This window comes from Shimia sp. (genome assembly GCF_022448905.1).
Lineage (GTDB): Bacteria > Pseudomonadota > Alphaproteobacteria > Rhodobacterales > Rhodobacteraceae > Shimia.
This window is the reverse complement of record NZ_JAKVCW010000029.1, coordinates 1-15683: the sequence shown is the minus strand read 5'-3', so window position 1 is coordinate 15683 and position 15683 is coordinate 1. Positions and strand designations below refer to the sequence as shown.

Sequence of the window (15683 nt, the reverse complement as noted above, 5' to 3'; positions counted from 1 at the left end):
TTTTCAAACCGTGAAGCATGCCATTAGACGGAAATCAATGGGTCCTGACCCTAGGAATTCTGAGGGGCTCTTAGCTCTGGCAGGCAGGGGACCTGTCGCAATCACACGCAACAATCGAACACGCTATGTCCTGATGCGAATTGAAAAGTACGAGCGATTGCAGGAACGCGTCGTGTATTCTCTGCGGAAGAAGCGCCTGAGGAACACCTGGCTATGTTGAAGGAGAGCTTGGTTGAACTCGAGGGTCGTAAATGAGCGAGACCAAAAGGGCAGGGGTCAATTGTCCTTGAATAACTCTGACATGATCGCCTTGCCCTCTTCAATCGTCACATTCTACGTATAGCCCAGATGGCGCATGGGTGCGGTCAGTGATGCGTCGATCCTCTCGTATTCCGCCTGCCGCTCTTTGTTTTGAATATATATTCGATCGAGGCGGCTGACTTCATCCATTGGTTCTGCGAAATCGATTGCAACAAACTACTTCTGACGACAAGTGCAATCTACACCTTTTCCACAGCTGTAATGGCTGACGGGCACGCAAAATTGCCACTGGTTGAACTGCCAGGCATCGATGATTGTGACTATTGGGTGCCAGGCGAAGTGCACGCCGAAGGCAAACTGGAGGCGATGCAGGCGGTTGTCGGCAGCGAAGCTGTCAAGTTCAGCGGCACGCAGGATGGCCCAATTCAGATCGCTCTGATCTACCCATCTGCGTATACATCTGACTTCTGTGCGCGCAACTACATTGCGATGACCAAACGCCTCGAAGAACTGGATGTTGAATTCAAAACAACTGAATTTGCGAGCCGCCAGATCGGGCTCTGTTTGCAGTTTACCTATGCCAACCAAGTTGTGCAAGACGCGGACCTCTATGATTTCGTGATCTTTGGTCCTTCCGAACTTGCGATCCAGGCTGACAACATTGATAAAATGGCGCAGTCGGATGGGGTTTCGACCTTCGTTTGGGCATTCCACACACCTTTGAAGGATCTGAAGGCGCAGCCAGATGCATGGTTTGACTTCAGCTCTGCCGCAGGTGCTTTGACCATGTGTGACTATATGCTGGGCCGCCTTGGCAATGATGTGACCATGGCGATTAACCGCGGTATCCCTGGCATCACCGACAACCAGCGTTCCGGTGATTTCAAAGCCTGCGTCGAAGAAAAGGGCAACTGGACAACCGCCTATGAGCACTATGGGGAATACCAGCGTGAAGGCGGATTTGAAGGGACGTCCTTGATCATGCAGGCCTACCCAGAAGCCAAGATCATTCACAATGCGAACACCGCAATGGCGATGGGTTCCGTTGAGGCGCAAGTCGTAATGGGCAAAGAGAAAGAAATCTTCTCAACCGGTTGGGGCGGTACTGGCCTTGAGCTGGATGCGATCCGTCGCGGCGAGTTGGACGCAACCCCAATGCGCATGGGTGACGACGTTGGTGCTGCGACCGCAGAAGCGATTCAGGCGCATATGAAAGACCGTGCGGACGAGCTGCCGTTTGTCTTCCTTGGCCGTATCACGGTTGCTCATGACCAAATGTCTGCCGAAGAAATCGACGCACTGGAACAAGAAGCCTTCCGCTTCTCCGGTGTCGGCGCTCTTGAACGCTAAGGCAAAAATACCGGGCTGATTTCGCCCGGTATTCCCCAGAATTGGGATTGACCATCAATATTGTGACCGATAACACTGTGACCGGTCACATAGCAACCACCTAAGGAGATTCTCGTGGCGCAATCCATGATGCTCATTGAAAAATGCAGTCACTGTGTCAGCTGGTACGACATCGAAACTGGCGGGTTGCAAGGGCGTTTGGCTTTGCCGGATTACCCACATGAATTTGTTGTCGATGACGACTTTCACTATGCCTACGTCGGCCACTATGGGGTGCAGAACTCCGGCATTGATGGCACAGACGGTCGCTCCGTAATCGTTGTTGATATCCGCAAGCAAGAGATCGCACATACCTACGATCTGGGTGAGCACGCGCGCCCACATGGCATCGGCTTGGACGGGGAAGGGCGCCTTTATGTCCTTTCCGAATGGACGGGCCACCTATTGGTCAAAGAAAACCCACGTGCTTTCGATCAGGGCTGGGATCACATCACACCGACCGGCGGCACGAAATGTCACCTCTTTGCCCTGACACGAAATGGGCGCACGGCCTATTCCATGAACCTGACATCCGGTGATGTCACCGTTTTTGACCCTTACGACAAATCGGTCGAACCGATCTCAATCAAAACCGGTGAAAAACCCGAAGGCCGCTGTCTGCGCGAAGACTTAGGCATCCTCTATACTTCGCAGCGGATTTCCAACACCGTCGCCGTAATCGATACAGAAACCCTAGAGATCAAACGCCAGTTTCCAACGCCTGATGATCCTTGCCGCATCTACTATGATGATAAGCGCAATCGCCTTGTGACCATGAACCATTTCGGTGGGTCTTTCAGCGTCTTTGATGAAGCGACCGGAGAGATGCTCCACGAGCAGAAAACACCGGCGAACCCGCTTGCGCTTTGCATCGATGATGAAGCAGCCTTTGCCTATATCGCTATCGATTGTGAGCAGGTGCAGCGTTTCAACCTAGACACTTTCGAGGTCGTACAGACCTTTGACACCGGCAAGGAACCTGACGTGATGGTCATCCTGCCGGACGGATTTTCAAACCATTGGGAGATGAAGGCATGACGAAGCCTCGTATCGCCATCGTGCCGGGTGACCCTTCCGGCATTGGGCCTGAGTTGATTGCCAAACTGGTGAACGACGAAGGCATCCTAGACGCTGCAAATGTGCTTTTGGTTGGCGACAGTCATCTATGGCAGCGGGGCGCAGAACAATCCGATCTCGAGGTGCCGCTGAACACGATTTCCGAAGATGACATTGCAGAGCAATCTGGCATTTCACACCTGGAACAAGACACCATTGACGCAGCTGATATTCGAATTGCTGAAGTCACAGTTGCTGGCGGAACGACTTCGTTGCGCTGCCTCGATAAAGCGTTGGACCTGGCGCAAGAGGGGCTGGTTGATGGCGTTCTCTTTGGTCCGTTCAACAAGGCTGCAATGACCTCTGCGGGTCTGAATGCGGAAGACGAGCACAAGTATATGGCCCGCTATCTAGGCTATGAAGGCTACCACTCTGAGATCAACGTTTTGGACGAGCTGATGACGACTCGTGTGACGTCACACATTGGTCTGAAAGACGTCGCTGCGAATATCTCCGAAGAGGGCATTCTGAAAGCGGTGAATTTGGCGAATGACGCGCTGCGCAAAGCGGGTAAAGCTCGCCCAAGTATTGCCGTTGCGGCTCTGAATCCGCATGCTGGTGACAACGGGAAATTCGGTCGCGAAGAGATCGATATACTCGAACCCGCTGTCAAAAAAGCACAGGAAAAACAGATGGATGTGACGGGGCCTTGGCCGTCTGACACTGTTTTCCTGAAGGCAAAGCGCGGCGAAGTCGATGCGGTTGTGACCATGTATCATGACCAGGGTCAGATCGCGATTAAGCTGATGGGCTTTGAGCGCGGTGTGACTGTTGCGGGCGGTTTGCCGATCCCAGTGGCGACACCCGCGCACGGCACAGCTTTCGACATTGCGGGGCAGAACAAAGCCAACCTCGGTGCGACGCGGCAGGCCTTCGACCTGCTGGTGCGCATGGCCAAGACACACCGCGCTGAACGCAGCGCGGCTTAAGGAGAGACTCTCATGACTAAGATTAAATCCGTCCGCACACGCGCTTGGAACTGGACGGGGCCGACGGTTCCTCCGAAGGGCAATTTCTGCACCAACGCCTCTGATGTGCTGTGGGACAAGGGCGACGCGATGTCGTCGTTCCGGTTCCACAATTGGCTGACCTGCGAGATCGAAACCGAAGACGGAACCGTCGGCATCGGTAATGCGGCGCTTGCGCCGACCATCGTGAAAAAGGCTATCGACAAATGGTACGCGCCAATGGTGATCGGCGAAGACCCGTTTGATTATGCCTACATCTGGGAAAAGATGTACCGCCGTTCCCACGCCTGGGGCCGCAAAGGCATCGGCATGACAGCAATGTCAGCCATCGACCTCGCGATCTGGGATCTGATGGGCAAACTTTCTAGCAAGCCTGTGTTCAAGCTGCTTGGCGGCCGCACCAAAGAGAAAATCCCGGTCTATTATTCCAAGCTCTACGCGGGCTCGATCGAGTCCATGCAGGCAGAGGCCGAAGAGGCCAAGAAGAACAACTACCAAGGCTATAAGATGCGCTTTGGCTGGGGACCTAAGGATGGCATGGCTGGCATGCGGGAGAACCTGAAGCGTGTTGAAGCCGTGCGCGAAGTTGTTGGCTATGACGTCGACCTGATGCTTGAATGCTATCAGGGCTGGAACCTTGATTACACCAAGCGCATGCTGCCGAAACTGGCCAAATATGAACCGCGATGGCTGGAAGAGCCGGTGATTGCGGACGACGTGGAAGGCTACCGCGAGCTTAACGCGATGAACATAGTGCCGATCTCCGGTGGTGAGCACGAATTCTCGGTAATTGGCTGTAAAGACCTGATCGAGAAGAAAGCCGTTAGCGTTCTTCAGTACGATACCAACCGGGTAGGTGGTATCACTGCGGCGCAGAAGATCAATGCGATTGCCGAAGCCTTCCAAGTCCCGGTGATCCCGCATGCGGGTCAGATGCACAACTATCACCTGACCATGGCCAATGCGAACTGCATGATCAGCGAATACTTCCCGGTGCATGACGTCGAGGTCGGCAACGAACTCTTCTACTACATCTTCGAAGGCGATCCTGATGCGGTCGATGGTTTCCTTGATCTGGATGACAACCTGCCGGGTCTGGGCATTACGATCAGCGACAAACACCTCGAACACTTTGAGATTGAGGAATAAGCATGACTGTCAGCTACACAGGAATTTGGCCAGTTGCGCCAACGCCGTTCCATGAGGATGGCTCGCTTGATCTGGAAGGCATGAAACGTGTTCTGGATTGTTTGATCGACCAAGGGGCAGATGGGATTTGCATTCTGGCGAACTTTTCAGAACAGTTTTTGCTGGCCGATGACGAGCGCGAAATCCTGATGCGTCTCTGCATTGAACATATCGCCGGTCGTGTGCCGGTGATTGTGACCACCAGCCACTACGCCACCAAGATTGCAGTTGAACGCGCGCAATTTGCCAAGGGTTTAGGTGCAGACATCGTTATGATGATGCCGCCTTATCACGGCGCTTTGCTAAAAGGCTCACCGCAGCAGACCTATGATCAGTTCAAGGCTGTCGGCGAGGTTGGCATTCCGATCATGGTGCAGGATGCGCCACTCTCTGGTGTTGATCTGCCAGTGCCACTTCTCGTGAAGATGGCGCAAGAAATCGACATGGTGAAGCTCTTCAAAATCGAGTGCCCACGGGCGGCCAACAAACTGCGTGATCTGATCGCAGCGGGTGGTGATGCCATCGAGGCTCCGTTTGATGGTGAGGAGGCGATTACGCTTCTGGCGGATCTGGATGGCGGTGCAACCGGGTCCATGACCTCAGGTATGATCGTGGATCAGATCAAACCCGTTCTGACCCATTACTACGCAGGCAGAATGGAGGAGGCGACCGCCGCCTATGGTCACGTCGCGATGGCGATCAACCATGAAAACCGACAATGCGCTTGGCTCAGCTGTAAAGCGGCAATGGTCGAAGGTGGCGTGATCAAGTCTGAGGCCAGCCGTCACCCGATTGAGCCACTGCATCCGGCCATCCGCAAACGTCTGATTGACCTTTTGAAACCTCTGGACCCGATGGTCCTGAACTGGGGAAAGTAACATGATTTTTGGTAAGAACTTGATCGATGGGGCCTGGGTAGGCTCTGACGAATTGGCCGCGTCCCCTGATCTAGAGGGACAAAGCTTTGCTCAGGCGACAAGCGCGCAGGTGGATGAAGCTTGTCTCGCAGCTCGCCGCGACTTCCGTGCGTATAGTGGGACATCACGTGCGGACCGTGTCGCATTTTTACGTGCAATCGCCGAAGAGATGGATGCTCTGGGGGATGAGATCACTCAGGCTGGCATGGCAGAAACAGGTCTGCCTGAAGCGCGCCTTGTTAGCGAGCGTGGCCGTACATCTGGTCAGCTACGCATGTTTGCCGATTTGATCGAAGAAACAGGGTATCTCGATATCCGTAAAGACGGCGCCCTCCCTGATCGGACACCTCTCCCCCGTCCGGATCTGCGCCTGACGCACAAAGCCATCGGCCCCGTGGTCGTGTTTGGAGCGTCGAACTTCCCGCTGGCGTTTTCGACGGCAGGTGGCGACACGGCCTCTGCTTTGGCAGCGGGCTGCCCGGTGATCGTGAAAGGTCACGGCGCTCATGCTGGCACGGCTGAGCTGGTTGCCCAAGCGATTGCCAAAGCAATTGAACTGACCGGCATGCCGAAAGCGACCTTCCAGATGTTGCAAGGCTCCGGGCGCAAGGTTGGCAGCGCGCTGGTTCGGCATCCAGAGATCACTGCTGTGGGTTTCACCGGCTCGCTTGCAGGTGGCCGGGCGCTTTACGATCTGTGTCACGCGCGCCCATCCCCAATCCCGTTTTATGGCGAGCTAGGGTCTGTGAACCCAATGTTCTGTCTGCCCGCTGCTATGGAAACCCGTGCCGCTGAGATCGGAGCGGGTTGGGCGGCGTCGCTGACAATGGGGGCAGGGCAGTTCTGCACCAACCCTGGCGTTGCTGTGATGGTCAAAGGTCCCCAGGCCGCTGCTCTAGAAGAAGCCTGTGTTGGCGCTCTGAAGGGTGTGGCTGAACAGAAAATGTTGACCGATGGCATTCATGATGCCTTTGAAAGAGGCGTTCAGACCTTCAAAGAGCTCATGGTCGAGGTAGGCTCCTGTGGTGTTGTCTCATCCAAACGCTCTGCTTTGCCTGCGCTTTTCAAGGTTTCGGCAAAAGAGTGGATGGCAAACCATCAGCTGCAAGAAGAAGTCTTTGGCGCGGCAGGTATCATTGTTCTTTGCGAAGATGTTGCCGAAATGCAGGCGTTGGCCGAGACTTTGGAAGGTCAGCTGACAACCACGTTGCATTTGGATGAGGGCGACACGCCCTTAGCGGCGGGTCTTTTGCCTATCTTGGAAGAAAAGGCAGGCCGCATCCTAGCCAACGGGTTCCCAACCGGCGTCGAAGTTTGTTCTTCGATGATGCACGGCGGCCCATACCCGGCTAGCACGGATACGCGGGCAACATCCGTAGGGACTCTTGCGATTGTGCGGTGGCTGCGTCCGGTCAGCTATCAAAACATCCCAGATGCTCTGCTTCCTGCGGAACTTCAGGGCTAAATGATCTGATTGTGACCGGGAACAAACTGCTCTAATCTCTGAGAAAATCGGAGAATAACAATGGGCAGCAAAACTCCCGGTCACAAACCCGTCACGATGCGCGACGTTGCGAAAGCAGCAGGCGTATCGCGGATGACTGTCAGCCGCGCGTTGAAAAAAAACAGTCCGATTTCGAAAGAAACGCGCGAGCATATCCTGAAAGTTGTCAAAGACATGAATTATGTCCCCGACCAGATGGCCGGGTCACTGACAACAAAGAAATCAGGGTTTGTGGGTGTCCTTCTGCCCTCATTGAACAACCTTCACTTTGCACAGACCGTTCAGTCGCTGACCGAGGTTCTCGAAGAGCAGGGTTTGCAGTTGCTTTTGGGCCACACAGAATATAAGCCTGACCGGGAAGAGCAAATTGTTGAAACCATGCTTCGCCGGCGCCCCGAAGCCATGGTGCTGTCCTATGACGGTCACACAGAACGCACGGTTGAGCTTCTCCGTGATGCCTCCATACCGGTGGTCGAGATATGGGAGAAACCCAAAGCGCCGATAGAGCATATGGTAGGCTTTTCAAACGAGCAGGCTGCCTACGATATGACGCAAGCGCTGCTCGCGCGCGGTTTCAAGAATATCGTTTTCCTAGGCGAAAACGAAGATGACTGGACACGTGGTGCGGCAAGGCGCAAAGGCTTTAAGCGCGCTATGGCGGAAGCAGGGCGCAACCCCGATGCGGAGATCCGGTTTGGGGCGCCGCCATTGTCGATTGAAAACGGTGCAGCGGCCGTTGATCTGGTGCTGAAAGAATACCCCAATACGGATTGTGTTTTTTGTGTTTCAGACATGGCCGCCTTTGGTGTGCAAAGCCGCTTGAAGGCGATGAATGTGTCTGTTCCCGACCAGATTTCCGTGGTCGGTTTTGGTAACTTTGAAGTGTCGCGATTTGCCTCTCCGACCATAAGCACGGTTGTTGTGGACCCGGCTGCTATTGGTCAGGCGACAGGAAATCTGATCGTTAATCTGCTTGGCCCAGAAGAGAATGCACCCGAAACTGCGCAACATATCACTCTGCCGCCGACGATTGAGTTCCGCGATAGTCTGAAATCTTCCTAAACTAATTTTCTAAACCGTTGTTTTTCATAATTTTAATTTTCTATGTGACCGGTCACATAAGTGTTAGTGTGACCGGTAACAAGGCGGAGGAAGAATGCCCAAAATTCAGCTGGATAACCTCGTAAAACGGTACGGGGACTTCGAGGTTCTTCATGGAATCAACCTCGAGATGGAAGAAAACGAGTTCACCGTTTTCGTCGGGCCGTCAGGCTGCGGTAAGTCAACAACCCTGCGCATGATTGCCGGTCTGGAGACCGTTTCGGGTGGTGAGATTTACATCGACGGAAAACCTGTCAGTGGGCTTGAGCCAAAGGCGCGCGATCTTGCGATGGTTTTTCAAGACTATGCGCTTTATCCGCATATGGACGTGGCGCAGAACATGTCTTTTGCATTGCGACTGCAAAAAGCCCCAAAGTCCGAGATTAACGCCAAAGTCAAAGACGTCGCTAAGATGCTTGGCCTGACAGATTTCCTGCATCGTAAGCCGGGCGAGCTTTCCGGTGGTCAACGTCAGCGTGTTGCCATGGGGCGCGCATTGACCCGTGACAGCAGCACATTCCTGTTTGACGAACCGCTCTCTAATCTCGACGCAAAACTGCGTGGCCAGATGCGGGCCGAACTCGCACTGATGCGCCAGCAGGTTCAGAAGAACATGATCTACGTGACCCACGACCAGATCGAAGCCATGACCTTGGCGGATCGGATCGTTGTTATGCATGGTGGCTACATTCAGCAGCAGGGCACGCCGGCAGAGCTTTATAAGCGCCCAGTCAATAAGTTCGTTGCTGGGTTCCTCGGCTCACCGCCGATGAACTTCCTTGATGCCGAGCTGGCCGATGTGGACGGCAAGTTGGTTGTGAAAGGTTCAGGGTTCCAGATCGCTCTCCCTAAAGAGTGCGCTCATAGCCTGCCGGCCGCCGCAAAGGGCCCGGTGACGATGGGTATCCGCCCAGCCGACCTGACGTACGCACCCGATGCCTCTGACGATCAAAGCTTTCATCTTCAGGTTGTTGTCTCTGAATATATCGGCGCTCAATCGGTTCTGATCTGCGACTGCGCAGGACAGAAAGTCGAGGTTGAGCTAAAGTCTGACACCCCAATCGCGCTGGGAGAACAGCTGCGCTTTGAGGTCAACACAGACGCCATTCATCTATTCGATCGCGAAACGGAGGCCGCACTTTAGGCGGCACAAAACAGCAGTGGAGGAGCATATGCTGAATACTATCAAGAAGGTAGGGGCAGGCGTTACAGCCCTGACCTTGTCGACAACGCTGGCCTTGGCCAATCCTTACGAAGAATACGCAGGTGAAACACTGGTTGTGAACTTCCCAGCACACCCGCATTTTGATGCGGTGATGAAGGTGCTGCCGGAATTCACCAAAGAGACCGGTATTCGGGTTGAAGTCGATCAGCTTCAGTATCTGAAAATGCGTGAAAAGCAGACGCTGGAGCTGACAAAAAACAAAGGCGACTATGACCTGATCGCGTATGTGGTTTTCTCAAAGGCAGACTATGTCTACGCTGACCAGCTCGAGAACCTCGCGAAATACTTCATGAACCCAAAGCTGGCCGATCCGGGCTATGACGCAGGTGATTTGATTGACGGCTATGTCGGCAACATCGGTGTAGCGGGCGGTACAAAAGGCTACTTGCCGGGGCCAACTGGTTCCCTGTTTGGCATCCCATTTGGCTCTGAAACATCAATCCTGGGTTATCGTCAGGACATCTTTGATAAGCATGGTCTAGAGGTTCCAACCAACTACGAGGAACTGCTCGATGTTGCGTGTAAAATTCCTGAGCTAGAGCCAGGCATGGGCGGTCTCGCCTCGCGTGCGGCCTCTGGTCACCACGCATCCCACGCATTCCTGCTGCACCTGGCACCTCTCGGTGGTCGTATCTTTGACGACAACTGGAACCCAATTGTGAACAACGAAGCTGGCGTGAAAGCGGCTGAAGCGCTGAAAACCATCGTCGACTGCGGTGTAGAGGGGGCTGAAACCTTTGGCTTTGCAGAGGCGGGTGCATCCTTCCTGCAAGGTAATTCCGCGATGTTCCTCGACTCCACCGTCTTCGCGGGTCAGGTGAACAACCCATCCAAATCCAAAGTTGTGGGTAAGGTTGCTTGGGCGCCTCATCCAGTTGGCACACGTGCCGGTTCTCAGACGGGTGGTTTTGGCATCGGCATCCCAGGGAATGCGCAGAACAAAGACGCGGCCTTCCTGTTGATGCAGTGGCTGACCAGCAAGAACGCCGACAAGATGATCGCCATTGCGGGCGGTAACCCATCTCGTTTCTCAACCCATGCTGATCCAGAGGTTCTGGCCGTACACCCGCACCTCAAAGTCTTTGGTGAAGCGTTGAAAAACGCGGACCCTGACTGGCGTCCGATCATCCCAGTTTGGGGCAAAATCAACGCGGATATCGGCACTTCCCTGTCCAAGGTTCTGACCGAAGATGCGGACATCCAAGAGGCGTTGGATGGCGTGGCAGCACGTGCGCGCGACATCATGGAAGGCGCAGGCTACTACACCTGGAACTAAGTTTCCTCCCCCTCAGGAAAATGGGTGCCGCGGCACGCTCTGCGGCACCCGGTCAAAAAGCCAACCAAAGAATTGAAGGGCCTCATTCATGAGCGCTGTAGCAAGGGCCAATCGGCTCACCCCATACATGTTTCTTGCGCCTGCCACCGTCGTACTCGTTTTTGCGCTGCTCTACCCGATCGGGTATATGGTCTACGCCAGCTTTCTTGACTGGAGCCCAAGTCAACGTATTGGCGAAGCTGACTTTATTGGTCTGCGCAATTACGCAAACTTGCTTACAGATGCAGCTTTCTTGGAAAGCTTCTGGGTCACGATCAAGTTTGCCGCCGTCGTGGTGACGTTGGAAATGATCATCGGCGTCGGCCTTGCACTGCTACTGGATCGCAACATCCGTGGCCTGTCGCTTTTGCGTACGATTTTCATCCTGCCAATGATGATCGCCCCGATCGTTGTGGGTCTGATGTGGCGTTATATGTACCATCCCACCGTTGGTATCTTTAACCGGACCATCAAGAACCTCGGATTTGAACAGGGCATCCCTTGGCTGTCTGACAGCACCTGGTCCTTCATCGCGGTTGTCATTGCAGACGTCTGGCAGTGGACTCCATTTATCTTCATCCTCGCACTTGCCGCGATGCAATCCCTGCCACGCTCCGCGCTGGAAGCGGCGGAGATCGACGGTGCCAACGAATGGCAAAAGATTGTTTTGATCAAAATCCCGCTGATGATGCCGGTGCTGATCGTGACGCTACTATTGCGCCTGATCGATGCATTCAAAGTGCTTGAGGTGATCATGGTCTTGACCAACGGGGGACCGGGTTTATCGACCGAGATCGTGGCCCTGCGCATCTTCCGAACAGCTCAGGAATTCCAAGAGCTCGGTGAGGCTGCTGCGATGTCGAACCTTCTGCTCATCATGCTCATGGCACTGACCATTGGCATGTTCATGTACACGAAAATTCAAGAAGCCCGTACAGCGCGCATGCTGAAAGCGGCTCAAGCTGAGGACGAATAAAATGGCTGCCTCCACCGAAAAGCAAAATCCAGCGTTTTATGCGCTTCTGGCGGCCCTTGTGGTTATGTCCGTTGGTCCAATCGCCCTTATGCTGGCGACCTCGTTCAAGATGAACGTTGATATCTATGATGAAAGCGTCTCGGCCTTCTTCTTCACGCCAACCATCAGCAACTACGAGACCGTGTTGTGTAATGTCCTGTGGTATGAACCTGCGCATGTTGACTATTGCGATCCAACCTTCGGGCGCGCCTTAGGAAATTCGCTTTTCGTTGCGATTGTTTCGACCGCGTTGACGCTGGTGATTGGCTGTATGGCGGCCTACGCGTTGGTGCGATTTAAGTTCATGGGCCGCGGCACGGTCTCGATGACCACGCTCATGATGCGCATGGTGCCCCCTGCGGTCCTGCTTGTGCCTGTTTTCGGCATCTGGACCTTCCAATACGGCCTTGATCAGTCTCACATGGGGATCATCCTCGTCTACACGGCGATGAACTTGCCCTTCGTGATTTGGATCTTGCAGAGTTTCATCGTCCAAGTGCCAATCCAACTTGAAGAAGCCGCGCGCATGGACGGCGCGAACCCTATTCAGGTATTCTTCATGGTAGTTTTGCCGATCATCAAACCGGGTCTCGCAGCAGCAGCGATCTTTACCTTCCGTATTGCGTGGAACGAATTCCTTTTGGCCAACGCATTGCTCGGACGGTCCACTCGCACTGTGCCAGTCACCATAGTGAACTCGATCACGGAATATGACATCGACTGGGGAGTGATCATGGCGACCGGCATGTTACTGGCTGTGCCTCCAATCATCTTCACCTTCGCAGCGTCCCGCCAGATCATCACTGGCATGACAGCCGGAGCGGTCAAAGGCTAATGCTGGACTGGTTGCTCACTCCTATTGACCCAGCGCGCGCGCATGAGGTTGGCTTTGCGGTCTCTTGGCACGCGCGGCTGATGACCGTGGCATGGGGTGTTCTTGCCCCAATCGCGGTCGTTGCAGCGCGGTATCTGAAAGTGATGCCAGGACAGGACTGGCCACGGGAGCTTGATAACAAGACATGGTGGCATTGCCACTGGATGGGGCAGGTGCTGGCCTATGCGCTGTCGCTGATTGGCTTGGGTTTGATCCTGGGGGGCGGCGCGTCAGACGGTGTAAATGCGCTGCTGCACCAATGGCTTGGATATTCGGTTCTCGCCTTGGCAACGCTTCAGGTTTTGTTGGGAGTTTTCAGGGGCACGAAAGGCGGGCCAACGGCGCGTGCTACTGACGGCAGCCTGACGGGGGATCACTACGATATGACTCCTTGGCGTTTGAAGTTCGAGCTGCTGCACCGCGTCTTTGGTTATTTCGCTCTATTGATAGCAGCTGCGGCGATTGTTTCAGGTTTTTGGTATGCCAATGCGCCGCGTTGGATGTGGATCGTAATCGCGAACTGGTGGGTTGCTTTGCTGATCCTGTCGGCGGTTCTGCAACGTCGTGGTTTTGCGTTTGATACTTATCAGGCGATCTGGGGCCCGGACCCTGGATTGCCTGGCAATCGTATCCCCAAAACAGGTTGGGGGACACGCCGCGAGGACCATGCGATGAATTCGATATCTAAAGAAGGAGCTGAATGATGTTTGGCGTATTAGAAGGCACCGGGTTTGAAACTATCGAGCCTGAATTCAACGACTGCTTCATCGGTCATGCACGTGTTGAGCGCCTTTGGACAGGCGCGCGCTGGTCAGAAGGGCCAGCGTGGTTTCCCGCTGGGCGTTATTTGGTGTGGTCTGACATTCCAAGCAATCGCCTGATGCGATGGGATGAAACCGATGGCTCGGTTTCGGATTTCCGCAGGCCTTCGAACAACACCAATGGCAACACGGTAGACGGGCAGGGGCGGTTGGTGTCTTGTGAACACTTAACGCGGCGTGTGACCCGGACCGATTTTGATGGGACCGTTACAGTCATTGCGGATGCAGTAGAAGGTAAGCGATTGAACTCCCCAAATGATGTTGTGGTGAAGTCCGATGGCTCGATTTGGTTCACAGATCCCTCATATGGGATCATGATGGATTACGAGGGCGATCGCGCTGAGAGCGAAATCGGTGCCTGCCATGTCTACCGGTGGGACCCAGAGACGAAAGCCGTCTCTGCGGTCGCAACTGATTTCATCAAACCCAATGGCCTCGCCTTTTCCGAAGATGAGAAGTTCTTGTTTGTCTCAGATACCGGCGGCACCCATCAAGAGGGCGGCCCTGCACATATTCGAAAATTGCAGGTTTCTGACGATGGAAAGCAACTCACGAAAGGGACGGTGTTTGCTGATTGCACGAACGGCTTCTTTGATGGTTTCCGGTTGGACCGAGCGGGGCGGATCTGGAGCTCTGCTGCCGACGGAGTGCATTGCCTGAATGCGAACGGACGCTTGATCGGAAAAGTGCATATTCCAGAAATCGTTGGGAATGTTTGTTTTGGTGGCAGCAAGCTCAATCGGCTCTTTATCGCCGCGACTGGCTCGCTCTATTCAGCCTACTTAAACGTAAATGGATTGAAATGATCTTTAGTCGACCAGAAACAGGCTACGCAACACAACTAGAGGGAACATGATGCGCTGGTCGAGCGGCCGATCCCCCGGACATCAAGCGGGACATGCGCGCCTTTCTGGACGGCTCCTTCGTCGGTGAAGATCGCTCTCCCTTGGCCTATGTCGGATACAGAGTCGGAAAAAAACCGTGGCCTTGCCAGCCGTGAGCGACAAAGGCGGCTGGGGCAGTGTCAGAGGGATGTGACTTGAGGCGGGCAGGTTGGGGAAGTAGCGTTCAGGCATGGCCAACAAATCTCCCTTTCGCTACTTTCGTACCTCCCCAGAAGTCATCCGCCTAGCGGTGATGATGTACATCCGGTTTCCACTGTCGCTCAGGAACGTCGAAGATCTGCTACACGAACGCGGCATCGACGTGAGTTATGAATCTGTTCGGTTTTGGTGGCTGAGGTTTGGGCCGAAATTCGCCTCGGAAATCCGCAAGAGACGATCTCAATCGATGCGTTGTCACTCGAACTGGAAATGGCATCTGGACGAGATGTTTGTGAAGATAAACGGCGAGCGGTTCTACCTTTGGCGGGCTGTAGATCATGAGGGTGAAGTCCTGGAAAGCTATGTGACAAAGACCCGAGATAAGAAGGCAGCATTGAAATTTCTCAAGAAATCAATGCGTAGGTATGGCCGCCCAAATGCGATCGTGACAGACAAGCTACGCTCTTACGGCGCCGCGTTGAAGGAAATTGGCAACGCGGACCGGCAAGAAACTGGCCGCTGGGTGAATAATCGAGCCGAGAATTCCCATCTTCCATTTCGACGAAGGGAGAGGGCGATGCTGCGCTTCCGGCGATTGCGAAGTCTGCAGAAGTTCGTGTCCGTCCACGCCTCTGTTCTCAACCTATTCAACTCGGAGCGCAGCCTCCAATCCAGACCAAATTTCAAGTTAAACCGTGCTGCTGCTCTCTCTGAGTGGCGCCAACTTTGTGCGGATTGAAGAGCAGCATCACTGTCCCAGCTGAGACGAGTTCGAATCCGTCTGACAGCACCGAGAAATCAAATGGAACGAAGCAAGACCGAAACGTGAAAGTTTCAACGGTTGTTTCAAAAATGGCGGTCAAGGAGAGAGGAAATGACGCAAGTCATTGGTTTTATTGGAGGCGAGTACCGGAATCGAACCGGTGTACACGGATTTGCAATCCGG

At 54.2% G+C, this 15683-nt stretch carries 14 protein-coding genes; all 14 read left to right on the top strand.

Annotation, left to right across the window (positions count from 1 at the left end):
• Positions 1–543: 543 nt before the first annotated feature.
• The gene (locus tag MK208_RS20870; protein WP_294119680.1) at positions 544–1611 is read left to right on the top strand and encodes a substrate-binding domain-containing protein; all 1068 of its coding nucleotides are present in this window, start codon (positions 544–546) and stop codon (positions 1609–1611) included.
• Positions 1612–1725: 114 nt separating this feature from the next.
• Positions 1726–2688 carry a hypothetical protein gene (locus tag MK208_RS20865; RefSeq protein ID WP_294119679.1) on the top strand — a complete coding sequence of 321 codons (963 nt, stop codon included), beginning with the start codon at positions 1726–1728 and terminating at the stop codon, positions 2686–2688.
• A complete protein-coding gene (locus MK208_RS20860) occupies positions 2685–3695 on the top strand; it encodes a 4-hydroxythreonine-4-phosphate dehydrogenase PdxA (protein ID WP_294119678.1) in 1011 nt (336 codons plus the stop codon). Before MK208_RS20865 ends, MK208_RS20860 begins: the two co-directional genes overlap by 4 nt.
• A 12-nt stretch (positions 3696–3707) precedes the next feature.
• Complete coding sequence (locus MK208_RS20855) at positions 3708–4883, top strand: L-rhamnonate dehydratase (RefSeq protein WP_294119677.1); 1176 nt, start codon at positions 3708–3710, stop codon at positions 4881–4883.
• Between the two features lie 2 nt (positions 4884–4885).
• Positions 4886–5800: a dihydrodipicolinate synthase family protein gene (locus MK208_RS20850; protein ID WP_294119676.1), complete on the top strand. Its 915-nt coding sequence runs from the start codon at positions 4886–4888 to the stop codon at positions 5798–5800.
• Between the two features lies 1 nt (position 5801).
• Positions 5802–7304, top strand: a complete 1503-nt coding sequence (locus tag MK208_RS20845) for an aldehyde dehydrogenase (NADP(+)) (protein ID WP_294119675.1) — start codon at positions 5802–5804, stop codon at positions 7302–7304.
• A gap of 60 nt (positions 7305–7364) precedes the next feature.
• Positions 7365–8405: a LacI family DNA-binding transcriptional regulator gene (locus MK208_RS20840; protein ID WP_294119673.1), complete on the top strand. Its 1041-nt coding sequence runs from the start codon at positions 7365–7367 to the stop codon at positions 8403–8405.
• Between the two features lie 94 nt (positions 8406–8499).
• Entirely contained in the window at positions 8500–9588 is a 1089-nt protein-coding gene (ugpC, locus tag MK208_RS20835) for a sn-glycerol-3-phosphate ABC transporter ATP-binding protein UgpC (protein ID WP_294119671.1), read from the top strand.
• A 28-nt stretch (positions 9589–9616) separates the two neighbouring features.
• A complete protein-coding gene (locus MK208_RS20830) occupies positions 9617–10945 on the top strand; it encodes an extracellular solute-binding protein (protein ID WP_294119670.1) in 1329 nt (442 codons plus the stop codon).
• An 88-nt stretch (positions 10946–11033) separates the two neighbouring features.
• The gene (locus MK208_RS20825; protein WP_294119668.1) at positions 11034–11960 is read left to right on the top strand and encodes a sugar ABC transporter permease; all 927 of its coding nucleotides are present in this window, start codon (positions 11034–11036) and stop codon (positions 11958–11960) included.
• 1 nt (position 11961) lies between these two features.
• Positions 11962–12834 carry a carbohydrate ABC transporter permease gene (locus MK208_RS20820; RefSeq protein ID WP_294119667.1) on the top strand — a complete coding sequence of 291 codons (873 nt, stop codon included), beginning with the start codon at positions 11962–11964 and terminating at the stop codon, positions 12832–12834.
• Entirely contained in the window at positions 12834–13577 is a 744-nt protein-coding gene (locus tag MK208_RS20815; RefSeq protein WP_294119666.1) for a cytochrome b561 domain-containing protein, read from the top strand. Before MK208_RS20820 ends, MK208_RS20815 begins: the two co-directional genes overlap by 1 nt.
• Entirely contained in the window at positions 13577–14500 is a 924-nt protein-coding gene (locus MK208_RS20810; RefSeq protein WP_294119664.1) for an SMP-30/gluconolactonase/LRE family protein, read from the top strand. The genes MK208_RS20815 and MK208_RS20810 overlap by 1 nt, the downstream gene beginning before the upstream one ends.
• A gap of 268 nt (positions 14501–14768) precedes the next feature.
• The gene (locus MK208_RS20805; protein WP_294118151.1) at positions 14769–15476 is read left to right on the top strand and encodes an IS6 family transposase; all 708 of its coding nucleotides are present in this window, start codon (positions 14769–14771) and stop codon (positions 15474–15476) included.
• Positions 15477–15683 lie beyond the last annotated feature (207 nt).

Excerpts from the sequence above, each read along its gene's own strand:
- MK208_RS20825 (WP_294119668.1), top strand. The coding sequence starts at position 11,034 with ATGAGCGCTGTAGCAAGGGCCAATCGGCTCACCCCATACATGTTTCTT.
- MK208_RS20820 (WP_294119667.1), top strand. The coding sequence starts at position 11,962 with ATGGCTGCCTCCACCGAAAAGCAAAATCCAGCGTTTTATGCGCTTCTG.
- MK208_RS20850 (WP_294119676.1), top strand. The coding sequence starts at position 4,886 with ATGACTGTCAGCTACACAGGAATTTGGCCAGTTGCGCCAACGCCGTTC.
- MK208_RS20840 (WP_294119673.1), top strand. The coding sequence starts at position 7,365 with ATGGGCAGCAAAACTCCCGGTCACAAACCCGTCACGATGCGCGACGTT.
- MK208_RS20855 (WP_294119677.1), top strand. The coding sequence starts at position 3,708 with ATGACTAAGATTAAATCCGTCCGCACACGCGCTTGGAACTGGACGGGG.
- MK208_RS20815 (WP_294119666.1), top strand. The coding sequence starts at position 12,834 with ATGCTGGACTGGTTGCTCACTCCTATTGACCCAGCGCGCGCGCATGAG.
- MK208_RS20810 (WP_294119664.1), top strand. The coding sequence starts at position 13,577 with ATGTTTGGCGTATTAGAAGGCACCGGGTTTGAAACTATCGAGCCTGAA.
- MK208_RS20860 (WP_294119678.1), top strand. The coding sequence starts at position 2,685 with ATGACGAAGCCTCGTATCGCCATCGTGCCGGGTGACCCTTCCGGCATT.
- MK208_RS20845 (WP_294119675.1), top strand. The coding sequence starts at position 5,802 with ATGATTTTTGGTAAGAACTTGATCGATGGGGCCTGGGTAGGCTCTGAC.
- ugpC (WP_294119671.1), top strand. The coding sequence starts at position 8,500 with ATGCCCAAAATTCAGCTGGATAACCTCGTAAAACGGTACGGGGACTTC.
- MK208_RS20805 (WP_294118151.1), top strand. The coding sequence starts at position 14,769 with ATGGCCAACAAATCTCCCTTTCGCTACTTTCGTACCTCCCCAGAAGTC.
- MK208_RS20830 (WP_294119670.1), top strand. The coding sequence starts at position 9,617 with ATGCTGAATACTATCAAGAAGGTAGGGGCAGGCGTTACAGCCCTGACC.